12 protein-coding genes and 4 tRNA genes are annotated in these 16,352 nt (G+C 54.9%); all 16 read left to right on the top strand.

The window, feature by feature from the left end; translation table 11 throughout:
* The 16 genes from HKK55_RS22480 to fusA all read left to right on the top strand — a co-directional run bounded on the left by HKK55_RS22480 (nucleotide 1) and on the right by fusA (nucleotide 16,324).
* Complete coding sequence (locus HKK55_RS22480) at nucleotides 1-447, top strand: hypothetical protein (RefSeq protein WP_169356623.1); 447 nt, start codon at nucleotides 1-3, stop codon at nucleotides 445-447.
* Nucleotides 448-589: 142 nt separating this feature from the next.
* Nucleotides 590-674: transfer RNA gene (locus tag HKK55_RS22475), tRNA-Tyr, on the top strand.
* A gap of 23 nt (nucleotides 675-697) precedes the next feature.
* Nucleotides 698-771 (top strand) — tRNA-Gly (locus HKK55_RS22470).
* 26 nt (nucleotides 772-797) lie between these two features.
* Nucleotides 798-873: transfer RNA gene (locus HKK55_RS22465), tRNA-Thr, on the top strand.
* Nucleotides 874-1,035: 162 nt separating this feature from the next.
* A tRNA-Trp gene (locus tag HKK55_RS22460) sits at nucleotides 1,036-1,111 on the top strand.
* Between the two features lie 45 nt (nucleotides 1,112-1,156).
* On the top strand, nucleotides 1,157-1,525 hold the full coding sequence (gene secE, locus HKK55_RS22455) for a preprotein translocase subunit SecE (RefSeq protein WP_155585071.1): 369 nt from the start codon (nucleotides 1,157-1,159) through the stop codon (nucleotides 1,523-1,525).
* A 9-nt stretch (nucleotides 1,526-1,534) separates the two neighbouring features.
* A complete protein-coding gene (gene nusG / locus HKK55_RS22450; RefSeq protein WP_003176436.1) occupies nucleotides 1,535-2,068 on the top strand; it encodes a transcription termination/antitermination protein NusG in 534 nt (177 codons plus the stop codon).
* Nucleotides 2,069-2,184: 116 nt separating this feature from the next.
* Nucleotides 2,185-2,616, top strand: coding sequence for a 50S ribosomal protein L11 (rplK, locus tag HKK55_RS22445; protein WP_003210097.1), 432 nt, complete (start codon nucleotides 2,185-2,187; stop codon nucleotides 2,614-2,616).
* Nucleotides 2,616-3,311: a 50S ribosomal protein L1 gene (gene rplA, locus HKK55_RS22440; protein ID WP_003176434.1), complete on the top strand. Its 696-nt coding sequence runs from the start codon at nucleotides 2,616-2,618 to the stop codon at nucleotides 3,309-3,311. The genes rplK and rplA overlap by 1 nt, the downstream gene beginning before the upstream one ends.
* Before the next feature lie 198 nt (nucleotides 3,312-3,509).
* Nucleotides 3,510-4,010 carry a 50S ribosomal protein L10 gene (gene rplJ, locus HKK55_RS22435; RefSeq protein WP_169356622.1) on the top strand — a complete coding sequence of 167 codons (501 nt, stop codon included), beginning with the start codon at nucleotides 3,510-3,512 and terminating at the stop codon, nucleotides 4,008-4,010.
* Between the two features lie 78 nt (nucleotides 4,011-4,088).
* Entirely contained in the window at nucleotides 4,089-4,454 is a 366-nt protein-coding gene (gene rplL / locus HKK55_RS22430; RefSeq protein WP_155585072.1) for a 50S ribosomal protein L7/L12, read from the top strand.
* A 220-nt stretch (nucleotides 4,455-4,674) separates the two neighbouring features.
* Complete coding sequence (gene rpoB, locus HKK55_RS22425; RefSeq protein WP_155585073.1) at nucleotides 4,675-8,748, top strand: DNA-directed RNA polymerase subunit beta; 4,074 nt, start codon at nucleotides 4,675-4,677, stop codon at nucleotides 8,746-8,748.
* Between the two features lie 64 nt (nucleotides 8,749-8,812).
* The gene (rpoC, locus tag HKK55_RS22420; RefSeq protein WP_169356621.1) at nucleotides 8,813-13,012 is read left to right on the top strand and encodes a DNA-directed RNA polymerase subunit beta'; all 4,200 of its coding nucleotides are present in this window, start codon (nucleotides 8,813-8,815) and stop codon (nucleotides 13,010-13,012) included.
* Between the two features lie 215 nt (nucleotides 13,013-13,227).
* Entirely contained in the window at nucleotides 13,228-13,599 is a 372-nt protein-coding gene (rpsL, locus tag HKK55_RS22415) for a 30S ribosomal protein S12 (RefSeq protein WP_002555494.1), read from the top strand.
* A gap of 118 nt (nucleotides 13,600-13,717) precedes the next feature.
* Nucleotides 13,718-14,188 carry a 30S ribosomal protein S7 gene (gene rpsG / locus HKK55_RS22410; protein WP_002555493.1) on the top strand — a complete coding sequence of 157 codons (471 nt, stop codon included), beginning with the start codon at nucleotides 13,718-13,720 and terminating at the stop codon, nucleotides 14,186-14,188.
* A gap of 30 nt (nucleotides 14,189-14,218) precedes the next feature.
* Nucleotides 14,219-16,324, top strand: a complete 2,106-nt coding sequence (gene fusA, locus HKK55_RS22405) for an elongation factor G (RefSeq protein WP_169356620.1) — start codon at nucleotides 14,219-14,221, stop codon at nucleotides 16,322-16,324.
* Nucleotides 16,325-16,352: the final 28 nt, after the last annotated feature.

Raw genomic sequence — 16,352 nt, 5'->3', positions numbered from 1 at the left:
ATGCGTTGGCTGTTTTTGCTGTTGCTGGTTCTCAATGCGTTCTATTACGTCTGGCATCAGCAGGAGGCCCCATTGCGAGCCAAGGATGTGACGCCATTGGCCTTGTATCGTGACTCGCAGCAGGATATTCGCTTGCTGAGCGAATCCGCTGATGCGATGGTGCGACGAGATAGAGCAAAAGCTCCTGAGGTGCAAAATACTTGTCTTTATATAGGTGGTTTTGCCAGCCTGAAGGAGGCTCAGTCAGTAGAGCAGCGGCTTACGAGTCTGGACATCAAGGTCAGACTCCAATCGCTAAGTCTTCCCGACGCCAATGGATACTGGCTGCGGGTTGCTCCTGAAAGCCGGCGTCTGGCTGATGACTTGCCCTTTGAAAACCTTGCCAAGGAATTCAATGAGTTAAAACATAAAATAATGCTGTGCGAAGGCATTGCAACTGTCGAATAGTTTGCATAGAATGGCGCCCGCTTCGCAGTGAAGACCTCTGAGGTCGACAAGGCGAGGCGAAGGTCAACGCAGCTAACCTCAGGTTTTTAATGAGAAAATGCTTGACAGAAGGTCGGCGTGATGTAGAATGCCGGCTCGCTTAGGAGGGGTTCCCGAGCGGCCAAAGGGATCAGACTGTAAATCTGACGTCTACGACTTCGAAGGTTCGAATCCTTCCCCCTCCACCATTTTAGCGTGAGCTGCAAGCTCCGCGGGTATAGTTTAGTGGTAGAACCTCAGCCTTCCAAGCTGATGATGCGGGTTCGATTCCCGCTACCCGCTCCAAGTTTGCAGGTTGTGCAGGTTGTTTCGCTCTTGTAGCTCAGTTGGTAGAGCACACCCTTGGTAAGGGTGAGGTCAGCGGTTCAAATCCGCTCAAGAGCTCCATATAACAAGGCAGATATGAAAATATCTGCCTTTGTTTTAACAGCTACCTTTGGTTGGCTCTGCTTCTATCGTGATTTGTTTTAGGTAGGTTTCAGGTCTTCTGGGGTTTGTTGTTGTAAAGTCTTTTTCAGATCGGCATAATTGTCGGCCTGATTTTGTTTTAGGTCAGTAGCTCAATTGGCAGAGCGACGGTCTCCAAAACCGTAGGTTGGGGGTTCGATTCCCTCCTGACCTGCCAGATTCACTTGGTGTGTCTGGCTTTCTTTTCACAGGATCTTCATAGATGACTCCTAAGGCTGAAGTTCAAGGCTCTCGCTTCGATCTGCTTAAGTGGCTTGTAGTAGTCGCTATTGTGGTTGTAGGCGTTGTCGGAAACCAGTACTACTCTGCGTCGCCGATCCTGTACCGCGTCCTCGCATTGCTTGCCCTTGCTGCTGTTGCTGCCTTTGTTGGCCTGCAGACTGCTAAAGGCAAATCGTTTGCGGTCCTGGTAAAGGAAGCTCGCACCGAGATACGTAAAGTCGTTTGGCCGACTCGCCAAGAAACCACGCAGACCACGTTGATTGTAGTGGCTGTTGTTCTGGTTATGGCGTTGCTGCTGTGGGGTCTTGATTCCCTGCTCGGTTGGCTTGTTTCCTTGATTGTTGGCTAAGGGTGTCCCGTGGCTAAGCGTTGGTACGTTGTGCATGCTTACTCGGGTTACGAGAAGCATGTCATGCGCTCTTTGCTAGAGCGCGTAAAGCTGGCAGGCATGGAAGATGGCTTCGGCGAAATTTTGGTCCCCACTGAAGAAGTGGTGGAAATGCGTAATGGCCAGAAACGCAAAAGCGAGCGCAAGTTCTTCCCTGGATATGTGCTGGTTCAGATGGATATGAATGAGGGTACTTGGCACTTGGTCAAGGACACTCCTCGCGTCATGGGTTTCATCGGCGGTACCGCTGATAAGCCTGCGCCAATCACCGACAAAGAGGCGGAAGCAATTCTGCGTCGTGTTGCTGATGGTAGTGACAAACCTAAGCCGAAGACGTTGTTCGAGCCGGGTGAGGTCGTTCGTGTCACCGACGGTCCGTTTGCTGATTTTAATGGCACGGTCGAAGAAGTTAACTACGAAAAGAGCCGGATCCAAGTGGCAGTGCTTATTTTCGGTCGCTCTACTCCGGTAGAGCTAGAGTTCAGCCAGGTCGAAAAAGTCTAGCTGAGCAAGCATCCCAACCCCGCAGCCTAGGCTGTGGGGTTTTGTCGTCACTGGGATAAACGCGCAAGTAACCGGGGAGCCTTTCGAGGCGTTCGAACCCGTAATTGGAGTGCCTCATGGCCAAGAAGATTACCGCTTACATCAAGCTGCAAGTGAAGGCCGCTCAGGCCAACCCAAGTCCACCCGTCGGTCCAGCTCTGGGTCAGCACGGCGTGAACATCATGGAATTCTGCAAGGCCTTCAACGCCCGTACTCAGGGTATTGAGCCAGGTCTGCCGACTCCAGTGATCATCACTGTATACAGCGACCGTAGCTTCACATTCGAAACCAAGTCGACCCCGGCTTCGGTTCTGTTGAAGAAGGCTGCTGGTCTGACTAGCGGTTCCGCTCGTCCGAACACCGTTAAGGTTGGCACCGTAACTCGTGCTCAGCTGGAAGAAATCGCGAAAACCAAAAACGCGGATCTGACTGCAGCTGATATGGATGCGGCCGTGCGTACCATCGCCGGTTCTGCTCGTAGCATGGGCCTTAACGTGGAGGGTGTGTAATGGCTAAGCTGACCAAGCGCCAAAAGGCTATCGCCGGCAAAATCGAAGCGGGCAAGTCCTACAATTTTGTAGACGCTGCTGCTCTGCTGACCGAGCTGTCGACTGTCAAGTTCAGCGAGTCTGTTGACGTTGCTGTAAACCTGGGTGTTGACCCGCGTAAATCCGACCAGGTCGTTCGTAGCGCTACTGTGCTGCCACACGGCACTGGTAAGACTGTACGTGTTGCTGTCTTCACCCAAGGCCCAGCAGCTGAAGCTGCTCTGGCCGCCGGCGCTGATCGCGTTGGCATGGACGACCTGGCTGCCGAAATGAAAGGCGGCGACCTGAACTATGACGTAGTAATTGCTTCCCCGGACGCAATGCGCGTTGTAGGTCAGTTGGGTCAGATCCTTGGTCCACGTGGTCTGATGCCTAACCCGAAAGTCGGCACCGTAACTCCAGACGTAGCTACCGCGGTTAAAAACGCCAAGGCTGGTCAGGTTCGTTATCGCACCGACAAAAACGGCATCATTCACACCTCCGTTGGCAAAGTCGGCTTCGATGCCGTCAAGCTGAAGGAAAACGTTGAAGCCCTGATCGCTGATCTGAAGCGTATCAAGCCTGCTTCCTCGAAAGGTATCTACGTCAAGCGCGTTACCCTGAGCACCACTATGGGCCCAGGTCTGGTCATCGACCAAGGCTCGCTGGACGTATAAGACACAAATTGGTGCAAGTAATTGCGCCAATTGAAAGATTGGGGTCCCTGCCTGGCGGGGGCTATCCAAGACCGTAGGCGGCGCAAGCCTTAAACCACAAGCCTACGCAGATGGTGCTCCCGGTTCCTTACCGAATCAGACACCAAAACGACATCCGGCTTCGGCTAGATGAAACGGTAACAAGCAGGAGTTAAACCCGTGGCAATTAATCTCGAAGACAAGAAGGCCATCGTCGCTGAAGTCAACGAGGCTGCCAAAGCTGCTCTGTCCGCTGTCGTGGCTGATGCCCGTGGTGTGACAGTAAGCGCTATGACCGGACTCCGTAAAGAGGCTCGTGAAGCTGGCGTATACGTACGTGTTGTGCGTAACACCCTGCTCAAGCGCGCCGTTGCTGGCACTCAATATGATGTGCTCAACGACGTGTTCACTGGCCCGACCCTGGTTGCATTCTCCAACGAACATCCTGGCGCTGCTGCCCGTTTGTTCAAAGAGTTCGCCAAGGGTCAGGATAAGTTCGAGATCAAGGCAGCTGCGTTCGAGGGCAAGTTCCTCGCAGCTAACCAAATCGACGTACTGGCAACACTGCCGACCCGTAACGAAGCTATTTCTCAGCTGATGAGCGTGATTCAAGGCGCTACCAGCAAGTTGGCTCGTACTCTGGCCGCAGTTCGCGAGCAAAAAGAAGCTGCCGCAGCCTAAGGCTGAGCATTTTCTCTCGCGTATTTTTGTTTATTTCGATGGCCGCGTAGGCCGTCCCCCAATTCAGGAATTACAGCAATGTCTATCTCCCAAGACGATATCCTCAACGCCGTAGCTGAAATGTCGGTTCTGCAGGTTGTTGAGCTGATCAAAGCTTTCGAAGAAAAATTCGGCGTTTCCGCTGCCGCTGCTTCCGCCGGCCCAGCCGCTGTTGCTGCTGTAGCTGAAGAGCAAACCGAATTCAACGTCATGCTGCTGGAAGCTGGCGAGAAGAAAGTAAACGTGATCAAGGCAGTACGTGAACTGACCGGTCTGGGCCTGAAAGAAGCCAAGGCTGTAGTTGACGGTGCTCCTGCCCAGGTTCTGGAAGCAGTGTCGAAAGACGCAGCTGACAAAGCTAAAGCAGTGCTGGAAGAAGCAGGCGCTAAAGTCGAGCTGAAGTAAGCATCGACCTTGCGTCTCCAGCCCAAGCGTTAAGCTGAAGGCTGATGGCTGGTGGCTCTTGCCACCGGCCTTTTTCCGTTCTTGGCTGTCGACTCGGTCGCCGCCATTAACGCGCTGTAGCCACCCGATGCGGTGGTGCAAACCATGGGGTTTGCGAGATTTTCTGGCTGCTCCCGTCGGGAGGGGCCAAACAAGCAGGTGACCAAGCTGGGGAACGCTGATGGCTTACTCATATACTGAGAAAAAACGTATCCGCAAGGACTTTAGCAAGTTGCCGGACGTCATGGATGTCCCGTACCTTCTGGCTATCCAGCTGGATTCGTATCGTGAATTCTTGCAGGCGGGAGCGACCAAAGATCAGTTCCGCGACGTGGGCCTGCATGCGGCCTTCAAATCCGTTTTCCCGATCATCAGCTACTCCGGCAATGCTGCGCTGGAGTACGTCGGTTATCGCCTGGGCGAACCGGCATTTGATGTCAAAGAATGCGTGTTGCGCGGTGTTACGTACGCCGTACCTTTGCGGGTAAAAGTCCGTCTGATCATTTTCGACAAAGAATCGTCGAACAAAGCGATCAAGGACATCAAAGAGCAAGAAGTCTACATGGGTGAAATCCCCCTGATGACTGAGAACGGTACCTTCGTTATCAACGGTACCGAGCGTGTTATCGTTTCCCAGCTGCACCGTTCCCCGGGCGTGTTCTTCGACCACGACCGCGGCAAGACGCACAGCTCCGGCAAGCTCCTGTACTCCGCGCGGATCATTCCGTACCGCGGTTCGTGGTTGGACTTCGAGTTCGACCCGAAAGACTGCGTGTTCGTGCGTATCGACCGTCGTCGCAAGCTGCCGGCCTCGGTACTGCTGCGCGCGCTCGGCTATACCACCGAGCAAGTACTGGATGCCTTCTACACCACTAACGTTTTCCACCTGAGCGGCGAAACCCTCAGCCTGGAACTGGTGCCTCAGCGCCTGCGTGGTGAGATTGCCGTTCTGGACATCCAGGACGAAAAAGGCAAGGTCATCGTTGAAGCGGGCCGTCGTATCACTGCGCGCCACATCAACCAGATCGAAAAAGCCGGTATCAAGACTCTGGATGTGCCTCTGGACTACGTCCTGGGCCGCACCACTGCCAAGGTCATCGTGCACCCGGCCACCGGCGAAATCCTGGCTGAATGCAACACCGAGCTGAACACCGAAATCCTGGCAAAAATTGCCAAGTCCCAGGTTGTTCGCATCGAGACCCTGTACACCAACGATATCGACTGCGGTCCGTTCGTCTCCGACACGCTGAAGATCGACTCCACCAGCAACCAATTGGAAGCGCTGGTCGAGATCTATCGCATGATGCGTCCTGGCGAGCCGCCAACCAAAGACGCTGCTGAGACCCTGTTCAACAACCTGTTCTTCAGCCCAGAGCGCTATGACCTGTCTGCGGTCGGCCGGATGAAGTTCAACCGTCGTATCGGTCGTACCGAGATCGAAGGTTCGGGTGTGTTGTGCAAGGAAGACATCGTTGCGGTCCTGAAGACTCTGGTCGACATCCGTAACGGCAAAGGCATCGTCGATGACATCGATCACCTGGGTAACCGTCGTGTTCGCTGCGTAGGCGAAATGGCCGAGAACCAGTTCCGCGTTGGCCTGGTACGTGTTGAGCGTGCGGTCAAAGAGCGTCTGTCGATGGCTGAAAGTGAAGGCCTGATGCCGCAAGACCTGATCAACGCCAAGCCAGTGGCTGCGGCGGTGAAAGAGTTCTTCGGTTCCAGCCAGCTCTCGCAGTTCATGGACCAGAACAACCCGCTCTCCGAGATCACCCACAAGCGCCGTGTTTCCGCACTGGGCCCGGGCGGTTTGACTCGTGAGCGTGCAGGCTTTGAAGTTCGTGACGTGCACCCGACTCACTACGGTCGTGTATGCCCGATTGAAACGCCGGAAGGTCCGAACATCGGCCTGATCAACTCCCTGGCCGCCTATGCGCGCACTAACCAGTACGGCTTCCTCGAGAGCCCGTACCGTGTGGTGAAAGACGCACTGGTCACCGACGAGATCGTATTCCTGTCCGCCATCGAAGAAGCTGATCACGTGATCGCTCAGGCTTCGGCCACGATGAACGACAAGAAAATGCTGATCGACGAGTTGGTAGCTGTTCGTCACTTGAACGAGTTCACCGTCAAGGCGCCGGAAGACGTCACCTTGATGGACGTATCGCCGAAGCAGGTAGTTTCGGTTGCTGCGTCGCTGATCCCGTTCCTGGAACACGATGACGCCAACCGTGCGTTGATGGGTTCCAACATGCAGCGTCAAGCTGTACCCACCCTGCGTGCTGATAAGCCGCTGGTAGGTACCGGCATGGAGCGTAACGTAGCCCGTGACTCCGGCGTTTGCGTCGTTGCTCGTCGTGGTGGCGTGATCGACTCTGTTGATGCCAGCCGTATCGTGGTTCGTGTTGCTGATGACGAAGTTGAAACTGGCGAAGCCGGTGTCGACATCTACAACCTGACCAAGTACACCCGCTCCAACCAGAACACCTGCATCAACCAGCGTCCGCTGGTGAGCAAGGGTGATCGGGTTCAGCGCAGCGACATCATGGCTGATGGTCCTTCCACCGATATGGGTGAGCTGGCACTGGGTCAGAACATGCGCATCGCGTTCATGGCCTGGAACGGTTACAACTTCGAAGACTCCATCTGCCTGTCCGAGCGTGTGGTTCAGGAAGATCGCTTCACCACGATCCACATTCAGGAACTGACCTGTGTGGCACGTGACACCAAGCTTGGGCCAGAGGAAATCACTGCAGACATCCCGAACGTGGGTGAAGCTGCACTGAACAAGCTGGACGAAGCCGGTATCGTTTACGTAGGTGCTGAAGTTGGCGCAGGTGACATCCTAGTGGGTAAGGTCACTCCGAAAGGCGAGACCCAGCTGACTCCGGAAGAGAAGCTGTTGCGTGCCATCTTCGGTGAAAAAGCCAGCGACGTTAAAGACACTTCCCTGCGCGTACCTACCGGTACCAAGGGCACTGTCATCGACGTACAGGTCTTCACCCGTGACGGCGTTGAGCGTGATGCTCGTGCACTGTCCATCGAGAAGACCCAACTCGACGAGATCCGCAAGGACCTGAACGAAGAGTTCCGTATCGTTGAAGGCGCGACCTTCGAACGTCTGCGTTCCGCTCTGGTAGGTCATAAGGCCGAAGGCGGCGCAGGCCTGAAGAAAGGTCAGGATATCACCGACGAAGTACTCGACGGTCTTGAGCACGGCCAGTGGTTCAAACTGCGCATGGCTGAAGATGCTCTGAACGAGCAGCTTGAGAAGGCTCAGGCCTACATCGTTGATCGCCGCCGTCTGCTGGACGATAAGTTCGAAGACAAGAAGCGCAAACTGCAGCAGGGCGATGACCTGGCTCCAGGCGTGCTGAAAATCGTCAAGGTTTACCTGGCAATCCGTCGTCGCATCCAGCCGGGCGACAAGATGGCCGGTCGTCACGGTAACAAAGGTGTGGTCTCCGTGATCATGCCGGTTGAAGACATGCCGCACGATGCCAATGGCACCCCGGTCGATGTCGTCCTCAACCCGTTGGGCGTACCTTCGCGTATGAACGTTGGTCAGATCCTTGAAACCCACCTGGGCCTCGCGGCCAAAGGTCTGGGCGAGAAGATCAACCGTATGATCGAAGAGCAACGCAAGGTCGCTGACCTGCGTAAGTTCCTGCACGAGATCTACAACGAGATCGGCGGTCGCAACGAAGAGCTGGACACCTTCACCGACCAGGAAATCCTGGATCTGGCGAAGAACCTGCGCGGCGGCGTTCCAATGGCTACCCCGGTGTTCGACGGTGCCAAGGAAAGCGAAATCAAGGCCATGCTGAAACTGGCAGACCTGCCAGAAAGCGGCCAGATGCAGCTGTTCGACGGCCGTACCGGCAACAAGTTTGAGCGCCCGGTTACTGTTGGCTACATGTACATGCTGAAGCTGAACCACTTGGTAGACGATAAGATGCACGCTCGTTCTACCGGTTCGTACAGCCTGGTTACCCAGCAGCCGCTGGGTGGTAAGGCTCAGTTCGGTGGTCAGCGTTTCGGGGAGATGGAGGTCTGGGCACTGGAAGCATACGGTGCTGCATACACTCTGCAAGAAATGCTCACAGTGAAGTCGGACGATGTGAACGGCCGTACCAAGATGTACAAAAACATCGTGGACGGCGATCACCGTATGGAGCCGGGCATGCCCGAGTCCTTCAACGTGTTGATCAAAGAAATTCGTTCCCTCGGCATCGATATCGATCTGGAAACCGAATAACACGTGACGCGAATCGAGAGCGGGGCTGTTTAGCCCGCTCTCTGCTCCGCCAGGAGGAAAGGCCTTGAAAGACCTACTGAATTTGCTGAAAAACCAGGGTCAAGTCGAAGAGTTCGACGCCATCCGTATTGGATTGGCATCGCCTGAGATGATCCGTTCGTGGTCGTTCGGTGAAGTTAAAAAGCCGGAAACCATCAACTACCGTACGTTCAAACCTGAGCGTGACGGCCTGTTCTGCGCCAAGATCTTTGGCCCGGTAAAGGATTACGAGTGCCTGTGCGGTAAGTACAAGCGCTTGAAGCACCGTGGTGTGATCTGCGAGAAGTGCGGCGTTGAAGTTGCACTGGCCAAGGTTCGTCGTGAGCGCATGGCGCACATCGAACTGGCTTCGCCGGTTGCCCACATCTGGTTCCTGAAATCGCTGCCGTCCCGTATCGGCTTGCTGATGGACATGACCCTGCGTGATATCGAACGCGTTCTCTACTTCGAGAGCTATGTCGTTATCGATCCAGGCATGACCACCCTTGAAAAAGGTCAGCTGCTGAACGACGAGCAGTACTTTGAAGCGCTGGAAGAGTTCGGCGACGACTTTGATGCCCGCATGGGTGCCGAAGCTGTCCGCGAACTGCTGCACGCTATCGACCTGGAACACGAGATTGGCCGTCTGCGTGAAGAAATTCCGCAAACCAACTCCGAAACCAAAATCAAGAAACTGTCCAAGCGTCTGAAGTTGATGGAAGCCTTCCAGGGTTCCGGAAACTTGCCAGAGTGGATGGTGCTGACCGTTCTGCCGGTTCTGCCGCCAGACCTGCGTCCGCTGGTACCGTTGGACGGTGGTCGCTTTGCGACTTCTGACCTCAACGACCTGTACCGTCGCGTGATCAACCGTAACAACCGCTTGAAGCGCCTGCTCGATCTGTCCGCTCCGGACATCATCGTGCGCAACGAAAAGCGTATGTTGCAAGAAGCTGTCGATGCTCTGCTCGACAACGGTCGTCGTGGCCGCGCTATCACCGGTTCGAACAAGCGTCCCCTGAAATCCTTGGCTGACATGATCAAGGGTAAGCAAGGTCGTTTCCGTCAGAACTTGCTCGGTAAGCGTGTTGACTACTCCGGTCGTTCGGTAATTACCGTAGGCCCGACCCTGCGTCTGCACCAGTGCGGTCTGCCGAAGAAGATGGCTCTCGAGCTGTTCAAGCCGTTCATTTTCGGCAAGCTGGAAATGCGTGGTCTCGCTACCACTATTAAAGCCGCCAAGAAAATGGTCGAGCGCGAATTGCCAGAGGTTTGGGACGTTCTCGCTGAAGTGATTCGCGAACACCCGGTTCTTCTCAACCGTGCACCGACCCTTCACCGTTTGGGTATCCAGGCATTTGAACCGGTACTGATCGAAGGTAAGGCTATCCAGCTGCACCCGCTGGTCTGTGCTGCGTACAACGCCGACTTCGACGGCGACCAAATGGCCGTGCACGTACCGCTGACACTGGAAGCCCAGTTGGAAGCGCGTGCATTGATGATGTCGACCAACAACATTCTGTCGCCAGCCAACGGTGAGCCAATCATCGTTCCGTCGCAGGACGTTGTATTGGGTCTGTACTACATGACTCGTGAAGCGATCAACGCCAAGGGCGAAGGTCGTGTGTTTGCGGATCTGCAGGAAGTTGACCGTGTGTTCCGTGCCGGCGAAGCCGCACTGCACGCCAAGGTTAAAGTGCGGATCAACGAAACCGTCAACGACCGTGATGGTGGCAGCGTGAGCGGCACCCGTATCGTCGACACCACTGTCGGCCGTGCGCTGTTGTACCAGGTTGTACCAAAAGGTCTGTCCTACGACGTCGTCAACCTGCCGATGAAGAAAAAGGCGATCTCCAAGCTGATCAACCAGTGCTACCGCGTGGTTGGTCTGAAAGAGACCGTGATCTTCGCTGACCAGTTGATGTACACCGGTTTTGCTTATTCGACCATTTCCGGCGTTTCCATCGGTGTTAACGACTTCGTTATCCCGGATGAAAAAGCCCGCATCATCAGTGCTGCTACTGACGAAGTGAAAGAGATCGAAAGCCAGTACGCCTCGGGCCTGGTTACACAGGGCGAGAAGTACAACAAAGTGATCGACCTTTGGTCCAAGGCCAACGACGAAGTTTCCAAGGCGATGATGGCTAACCTCTCGAAAGAGAAAGTCATCGACCGTCATGGCGACGAAGTTGACCAGGAATCCTTCAACTCGATGTACATGATGGCCGACTCGGGCGCACGGGGTTCTGCTGCGCAGATCCGTCAGCTCGCCGGTATGCGTGGCCTGATGGCCAAGCCGGACGGTTCCATCATCGAAACGCCGATTACTGCGAACTTCCGTGAAGGTTTGAGCGTACTTCAGTACTTCATCTCCACGCACGGTGCTCGTAAAGGTCTGGCGGATACAGCGTTGAAAACCGCTAACTCCGGTTACCTGACTCGTCGTCTGGTAGACGTTGCACAAGACTTGGTTGTGACCGAGATCGACTGCGGCACCGAGCATGGCCTGCTGATGACTCCGCACATTGAAGGCGGTGACGTTGTAGAGCCATTGGGTGAGCGCGTACTGGGTCGAGTAATCGCCCGTGACGTATTCAAGCCAGGCACCGAGGAAATTATTGTTCCTGCCGGCACCCTGGTAGATGAGAAGTGGGTCGAGTTCATCGAACTCAACAGCATCGACGAAGTGATTGTTCGTTCGCCGATCAGCTGCGAAACCCGCTACGGTATCTGCGCCAAGTGCTACGGCCGTGACTTGGCTCGTGGTCACCAGGTGAACATCGGTGAAGCGGTCGGCGTTATCGCTGCCCAGTCCATCGGCGAACCGGGTACCCAGCTGACCATGCGTACGTTCCACATCGGTGGTGCGGCAAGCCGGACCTCCGCAGCCGACAGCGTTCAGGTGAAGAATGGCGGTACCGTCCGTCTGCACAACCTGAAGCACGTTGAGCGAGTGGATGGCTGCCTGGTTGCTGTATCTCGTTCTGGTGAGCTGGCAATCGCTGATGACTACGGTCGTGAGCGTGAGCGCTACAAGCTGCCGTACGGTGCTGTGATTTCGGTTAAAGAGGGTGACAAGGTCGACGCTGGCGCAATCGTGGCCAAGTGGGATCCGCACACTCACCCAATCGTTACCGAAATGAAAGGTACCGTGACCTACGTGGGCATGGAAGAAGGCATCACGATCAAGCGTCAGACTGACGAATTGACCGGTATGACCAACATTGAAGTACTCGACGCCAAAGACCGTCCAGCTGCAGGCAAAGATATCCGTCCTGCTGTGAAGATGGTTGATGACAACGGCAAGGATCTGTTGCTGCCAGGCACTGACGTTATCGCTCAGTACTTCCTGCCAGCCAACGCCCTGGTCGGTGTTGCGGATGGTGCGAAGATCGCGATCGGTGATGTTATCGCTCGTATCCCGCAAGAAACTTCGAAGACCCGTGACATCACCGGTGGTTTGCCGCGTGTTGCCGACTTGTTCGAAGCTCGTCGTCCGAAAGAAGCGTCGATTCTGGCTGAAGTCAGCGGCACCATCGCGTTCGGTAAAGAGACCAAAGGCAAGCGCCGTCTGGTCATTACCCCGAACGACGGTAGCGATCCGTACGAAGAGTTGATTCCAAAGTGGCGTCACCTGAACGTCTTCGAAGGCGAACAGGTAAACCGCGGCGAAGTTATCTCCGACGGCCCGAGCGATCCACACGACATCCTGCGTTTGCTGGGTGTGAGTGCGCTGGCCAAGTACATCGTTAACGAGATCCAGGACGTTTACCGTCTGCAAGGCGTGAAGATCAACGATAAGCACATCGAGACCATCCTGCGTCAGATGTTGCGTAAAGTTGAGATCGCTGAATCCGGCGATTCGAGTTTCATCAAGGGCGACCAGATGGAACTGACTCACGTACTGGTAGAAAACGAGCGCCTGGCTGGCGACGAGAAATTCGTCTCCAAGTTCACTCGTGTACTGCTGGGTATCACCAAGGCGTCGTTGTCCACTGAGTCGTTCATCTCGGCGGCCTCCTTCCAGGAGACCACTCGTGTACTGACCGAAGCAGCGGTAACCGGCAAGCGTGATTACCTGCGCGGCCTGAAAGAAAACGTGGTTGTGGGTCGTCTGATCCCAGCCGGTACCGGTTTGGCCTATCACAGTGAGCGTAAGCGCCGCCGTGAACTCGACAAGCCGCTGCGCGTAAGCGCCAGTGAAGTGGAAGCTGCACTGACCGAAGCGCTGAACTCAAGCGGTAACTGAGTTCTGCGATAATAAGACTGGGCCCTGGCAGCCCCGTTCGTCGGATCGAGACAGTTTTGTCCCGGTTCGATGGAAGGGGAGGTCGGGGCCTTGCCTTGACTGGGGACAAGATCCTCTTTAGACTCTTGTACCCCTAAATTTGGCGGGAATTCGTTCCTGCCATTTTGCTTTTCTTGCAAGACAATAGCGTCGCAAGACAACAGTGGAGCTAGTAGATGGCAACTATCAACCAGCTGGTACGTCAGCCGCGTAAGCGTATCGTCGAGAAATCCGACGTACCTGCGCTGCAGAACTGCCCGCAACGTCGTGGCGTATGCACTCGTGTGTATACCACTACGCCGAAAAAACCTAACTCGGCACTGCGTAAAGTATGCCGTGTGCGTCTGACCAACGGTTTCGAGGTTTCCTCGTATATCGGCGGTGAAGGCCACAACCTGCAAGAGCACAGCGTGGTACTGATCCGTGGCGGTCGTGTAAAAGACTTGCCAGGTGTTCGTTACCACACCGTACGCGGCTCCTTGGATACTTCCGGCGTTAAAGGTCGTAACCAGGGTCGTTCGAAGTACGGTACCAAGAAGCCTAAGTAGTAGCGGCTTTTTGTAAAACTGAATCATCTTATTTTCTGAGTCGATAAGAGTAAGGTCGGAGGCGTCCCGAAAGGGCACCGATTCCGAACGAACCTGAAGACCGTTTGAGGGCTTATCCATGCCAAGAAGACGCGTAGCAGCCAAGCGCGAAGTGCTTGACGATCCAAAATACGGAAGCCAAATTCTGGCCAAGTTCATGAACCACGTGATGGAAAGCGGCAAGAAAGCCGTTGCCGAGCGTATCGTTTATGGCGCGCTGGAAAAGGTTAAAGAACGCAAGAACAGCGACCCCCTGGAAATCTTCGAGAAAGCTCTCGACGCCATCGCTCCGCTGGTCGAAGTGAAGTCGCGCCGTGTAGGCGGTGCTACTTACCAGGTTCCGGTTGAAGTTCGCCCGTCCCGTCGTAACGCTCTGGCAATGCGCTGGTTGGTAGACTTCGCCCGTAAGCGCGGCGAGAAGTCTATGGCCCTGCGTTTGGCTGGCGAACTGTTGGACGCTGCTGAAGGTAAAGGTGCTGCTGTTAAGAAGCGTGAAGACGTGCACCGTATGGCTGAAGCTAACAAAGCTTTCTCGCACTACCGCTTCTAATTCTAGCTTCACTAATTTTGCGAGGGCTTTATGGCTCGTACTACTCCGATTAGTCGCTACCGTAACATCGGTATCGTCGCTCACGTGGATGCTGGTAAAACCACCACCACCGAGCGCGTCCTTTTTTACACTGGCAAAAGTCACAAGATGGGCGAGGTGCATGACGGCGCCGCGACCACAGACTGGATGGTTCAGGAGCAGGAGCGTGGTATTACCATTACTTCTGCTGCTATTACCGCCTTCTGGAAGGGTTCCGAGAAGCAGTACAAAGATGAGCACCGCTTCAACGTAATCGATACCCCGGGCCACGTAGACTTCACCATTGAAGTTGAGCGTTCCCTGCGCGTACTCGACGGCGCTGTCGTTGTGTTCTGTGGCACCTCCGGTGTTGAGCCTCAGTCGGAAACCGTATGGCGTCAAGCCAACAAGTACGGTGTTCCACGTCTTGTTTACGTAAACAAGATGGACCGTGCTGGTGCGAACTTCCTGCGCGTGATCGGTCAGATCAAGCAGCGTCTGGGTCACACTCCAGTGCCAATCCAGTTGGCTATCGGTTCCGAAGACAACTTCCAGGGCCAGATCGATCTGGTGACCATGGAAGCTGTTTACTGGAACGACGCTGACAAGGGTATGGTTCCTGTTCGCAAGCCTATCCCTGCAGAGTTGCAGGAGCTGGCTGACGAGTGGCGCAACAACATGGTTGAAGCTGCGGCCGAAGCCAACGAAGAGCTGATGAACAAGTACCTCGAAGGTGAAGAGCTCACCAACGTGGAAATCAAGGCCGCTCTGCGTCAGCGTACTATCGCTGGTGAGATCGTCTTGGCTGTTTGCGGTTCCTCGTTCAAGAACAAGGGCGTTCCCCTGGTTCTCGATGCTGTGATCGACTACCTGCCGGCACCAGTAGATATTCCTGCCATCAAGGGTACTGACCCGGATGACGAGACTATCGAGCTGGAGCGTCATGCAGACGACGCAGAACCGTTCTCTGCTCTGGCATTTAAAATTGCCACTGACCCATTCGTGGGTACCTTGACCTTCGTCCGCGTTTACTCGGGCGTGTTGAACTCTGGCGACGGCGTGATCAACTCGGTTAAAGGCAAGAAAGAGCGCGTGGGTCGTATGGTGCAAATGCACGCAAACGCCCGTGAAGAAATCAAGGAAGTGCGCGCTGGCGACATCGCGGCCTTGATCGGCATGAAGGACGTCACCACTGGTGAGACTTTGTGCAACGCTGACAAGCCAATCATCCTGGTTCGCATGGACTTCCCGGAGCCGGTTATTTCGGTTGCCGTTGAGCCTAAGACCAAGGATGACCAGGAAAAAATGGGTATCGCTCTGGGCAAACTTGCTCAGGAAGATCCATCTTTCCGCGTCAAGACTGATGAAGAGACTGGTCAAACGATCATCTCCGGCATGGGCGAGCTTCACCTGGACATCCTGGTTGACCGGATGCGCCGTGAGTTCAACGTCGAAGCCAACATCGGTAAGCCTCAGGTTTCCTATCGTGAGCGCATCACGAAGAGCTGTGAAATCGAAGGCAAATTCGTTCGTCAATCCGGCGGTCGTGGCCAGTTTGGTCATTGCTGGATCCGTTTTGCACCTGCTGATGAAGGTCAGGAAGGTCTGCAATTCGTGAACGAAGTAGTGGGCGGTGTTGTTCCTAAGGAATACATCCCGGCTATCCAGAAGGGTATCGAAGAGCAGATGAAGAACGGTGTTGTTGCCGGCTATCCGCTCATCGGCCTGAAGGCGACCGTTTTTGACGGTTCTTACCACGACGTCGACTCCAACGAGATGGCGTTTAAGGTGGCTGCTTCCATGGCAACCAAGCAACTGGCCCAGAAGGGCGGTGGTGAGTTGCTTGAGCCAATCATGGCAGTAGAAGTCGTTACGCCTGAAGACTACATGGGTGACGTGATGGGCGACCTTAACCGTCGTCGCGGCATGATCTTGGGTATGGAAGATACGGTTTCCGGCAAAGTAATTCGTGCCGAGGTTCCGTTGGGCGAGATGTTCGGTTATGCGACCGACGTTCGTTCCATGTCTCAGGGTCGCGCAAGCTACTCTATGGAATTCAAAAAATACAACACAGCTCCGGCGCATATCGCTGAAACTGTATCCAAAAAACAAGGCTGATTCAGTCCTTTAGGCAAGGAGTTAATTG

The sequence above is a fragment of the Pseudomonas sp. ADAK18 genome (assembly GCF_012935695.1).
In the GTDB taxonomy this organism is placed as follows: domain Bacteria; phylum Pseudomonadota; class Gammaproteobacteria; order Pseudomonadales; family Pseudomonadaceae; genus Aquipseudomonas.
Note: the sequence above shows the minus strand (reverse complement) of the source record. Positions and strands in the feature narration are given on the sequence as shown.

Excerpts from the sequence above, each read along its gene's own strand:
- HKK55_RS22480 (WP_169356623.1), top strand. The coding sequence starts at position 1 with ATGCGTTGGCTGTTTTTGCTGTTGCTGGTTCTCAATGCGTTCTATTAC.
- secE (WP_155585071.1), top strand. The coding sequence starts at position 1,157 with ATGACTCCTAAGGCTGAAGTTCAAGGCTCTCGCTTCGATCTGCTTAAG.
- rplK (WP_003210097.1), top strand. The coding sequence starts at position 2,185 with ATGGCCAAGAAGATTACCGCTTACATCAAGCTGCAAGTGAAGGCCGCT.
- rplA (WP_003176434.1), top strand. The coding sequence starts at position 2,616 with ATGGCTAAGCTGACCAAGCGCCAAAAGGCTATCGCCGGCAAAATCGAA.
- rplL (WP_155585072.1), top strand. The coding sequence starts at position 4,089 with ATGTCTATCTCCCAAGACGATATCCTCAACGCCGTAGCTGAAATGTCG.
- rpoB (WP_155585073.1), top strand. The coding sequence starts at position 4,675 with ATGGCTTACTCATATACTGAGAAAAAACGTATCCGCAAGGACTTTAGC.
- rpsL (WP_002555494.1), top strand. The coding sequence starts at position 13,228 with ATGGCAACTATCAACCAGCTGGTACGTCAGCCGCGTAAGCGTATCGTC.
- rpsG (WP_002555493.1), top strand. The coding sequence starts at position 13,718 with ATGCCAAGAAGACGCGTAGCAGCCAAGCGCGAAGTGCTTGACGATCCA.
- fusA (WP_169356620.1), top strand. The coding sequence starts at position 14,219 with ATGGCTCGTACTACTCCGATTAGTCGCTACCGTAACATCGGTATCGTC.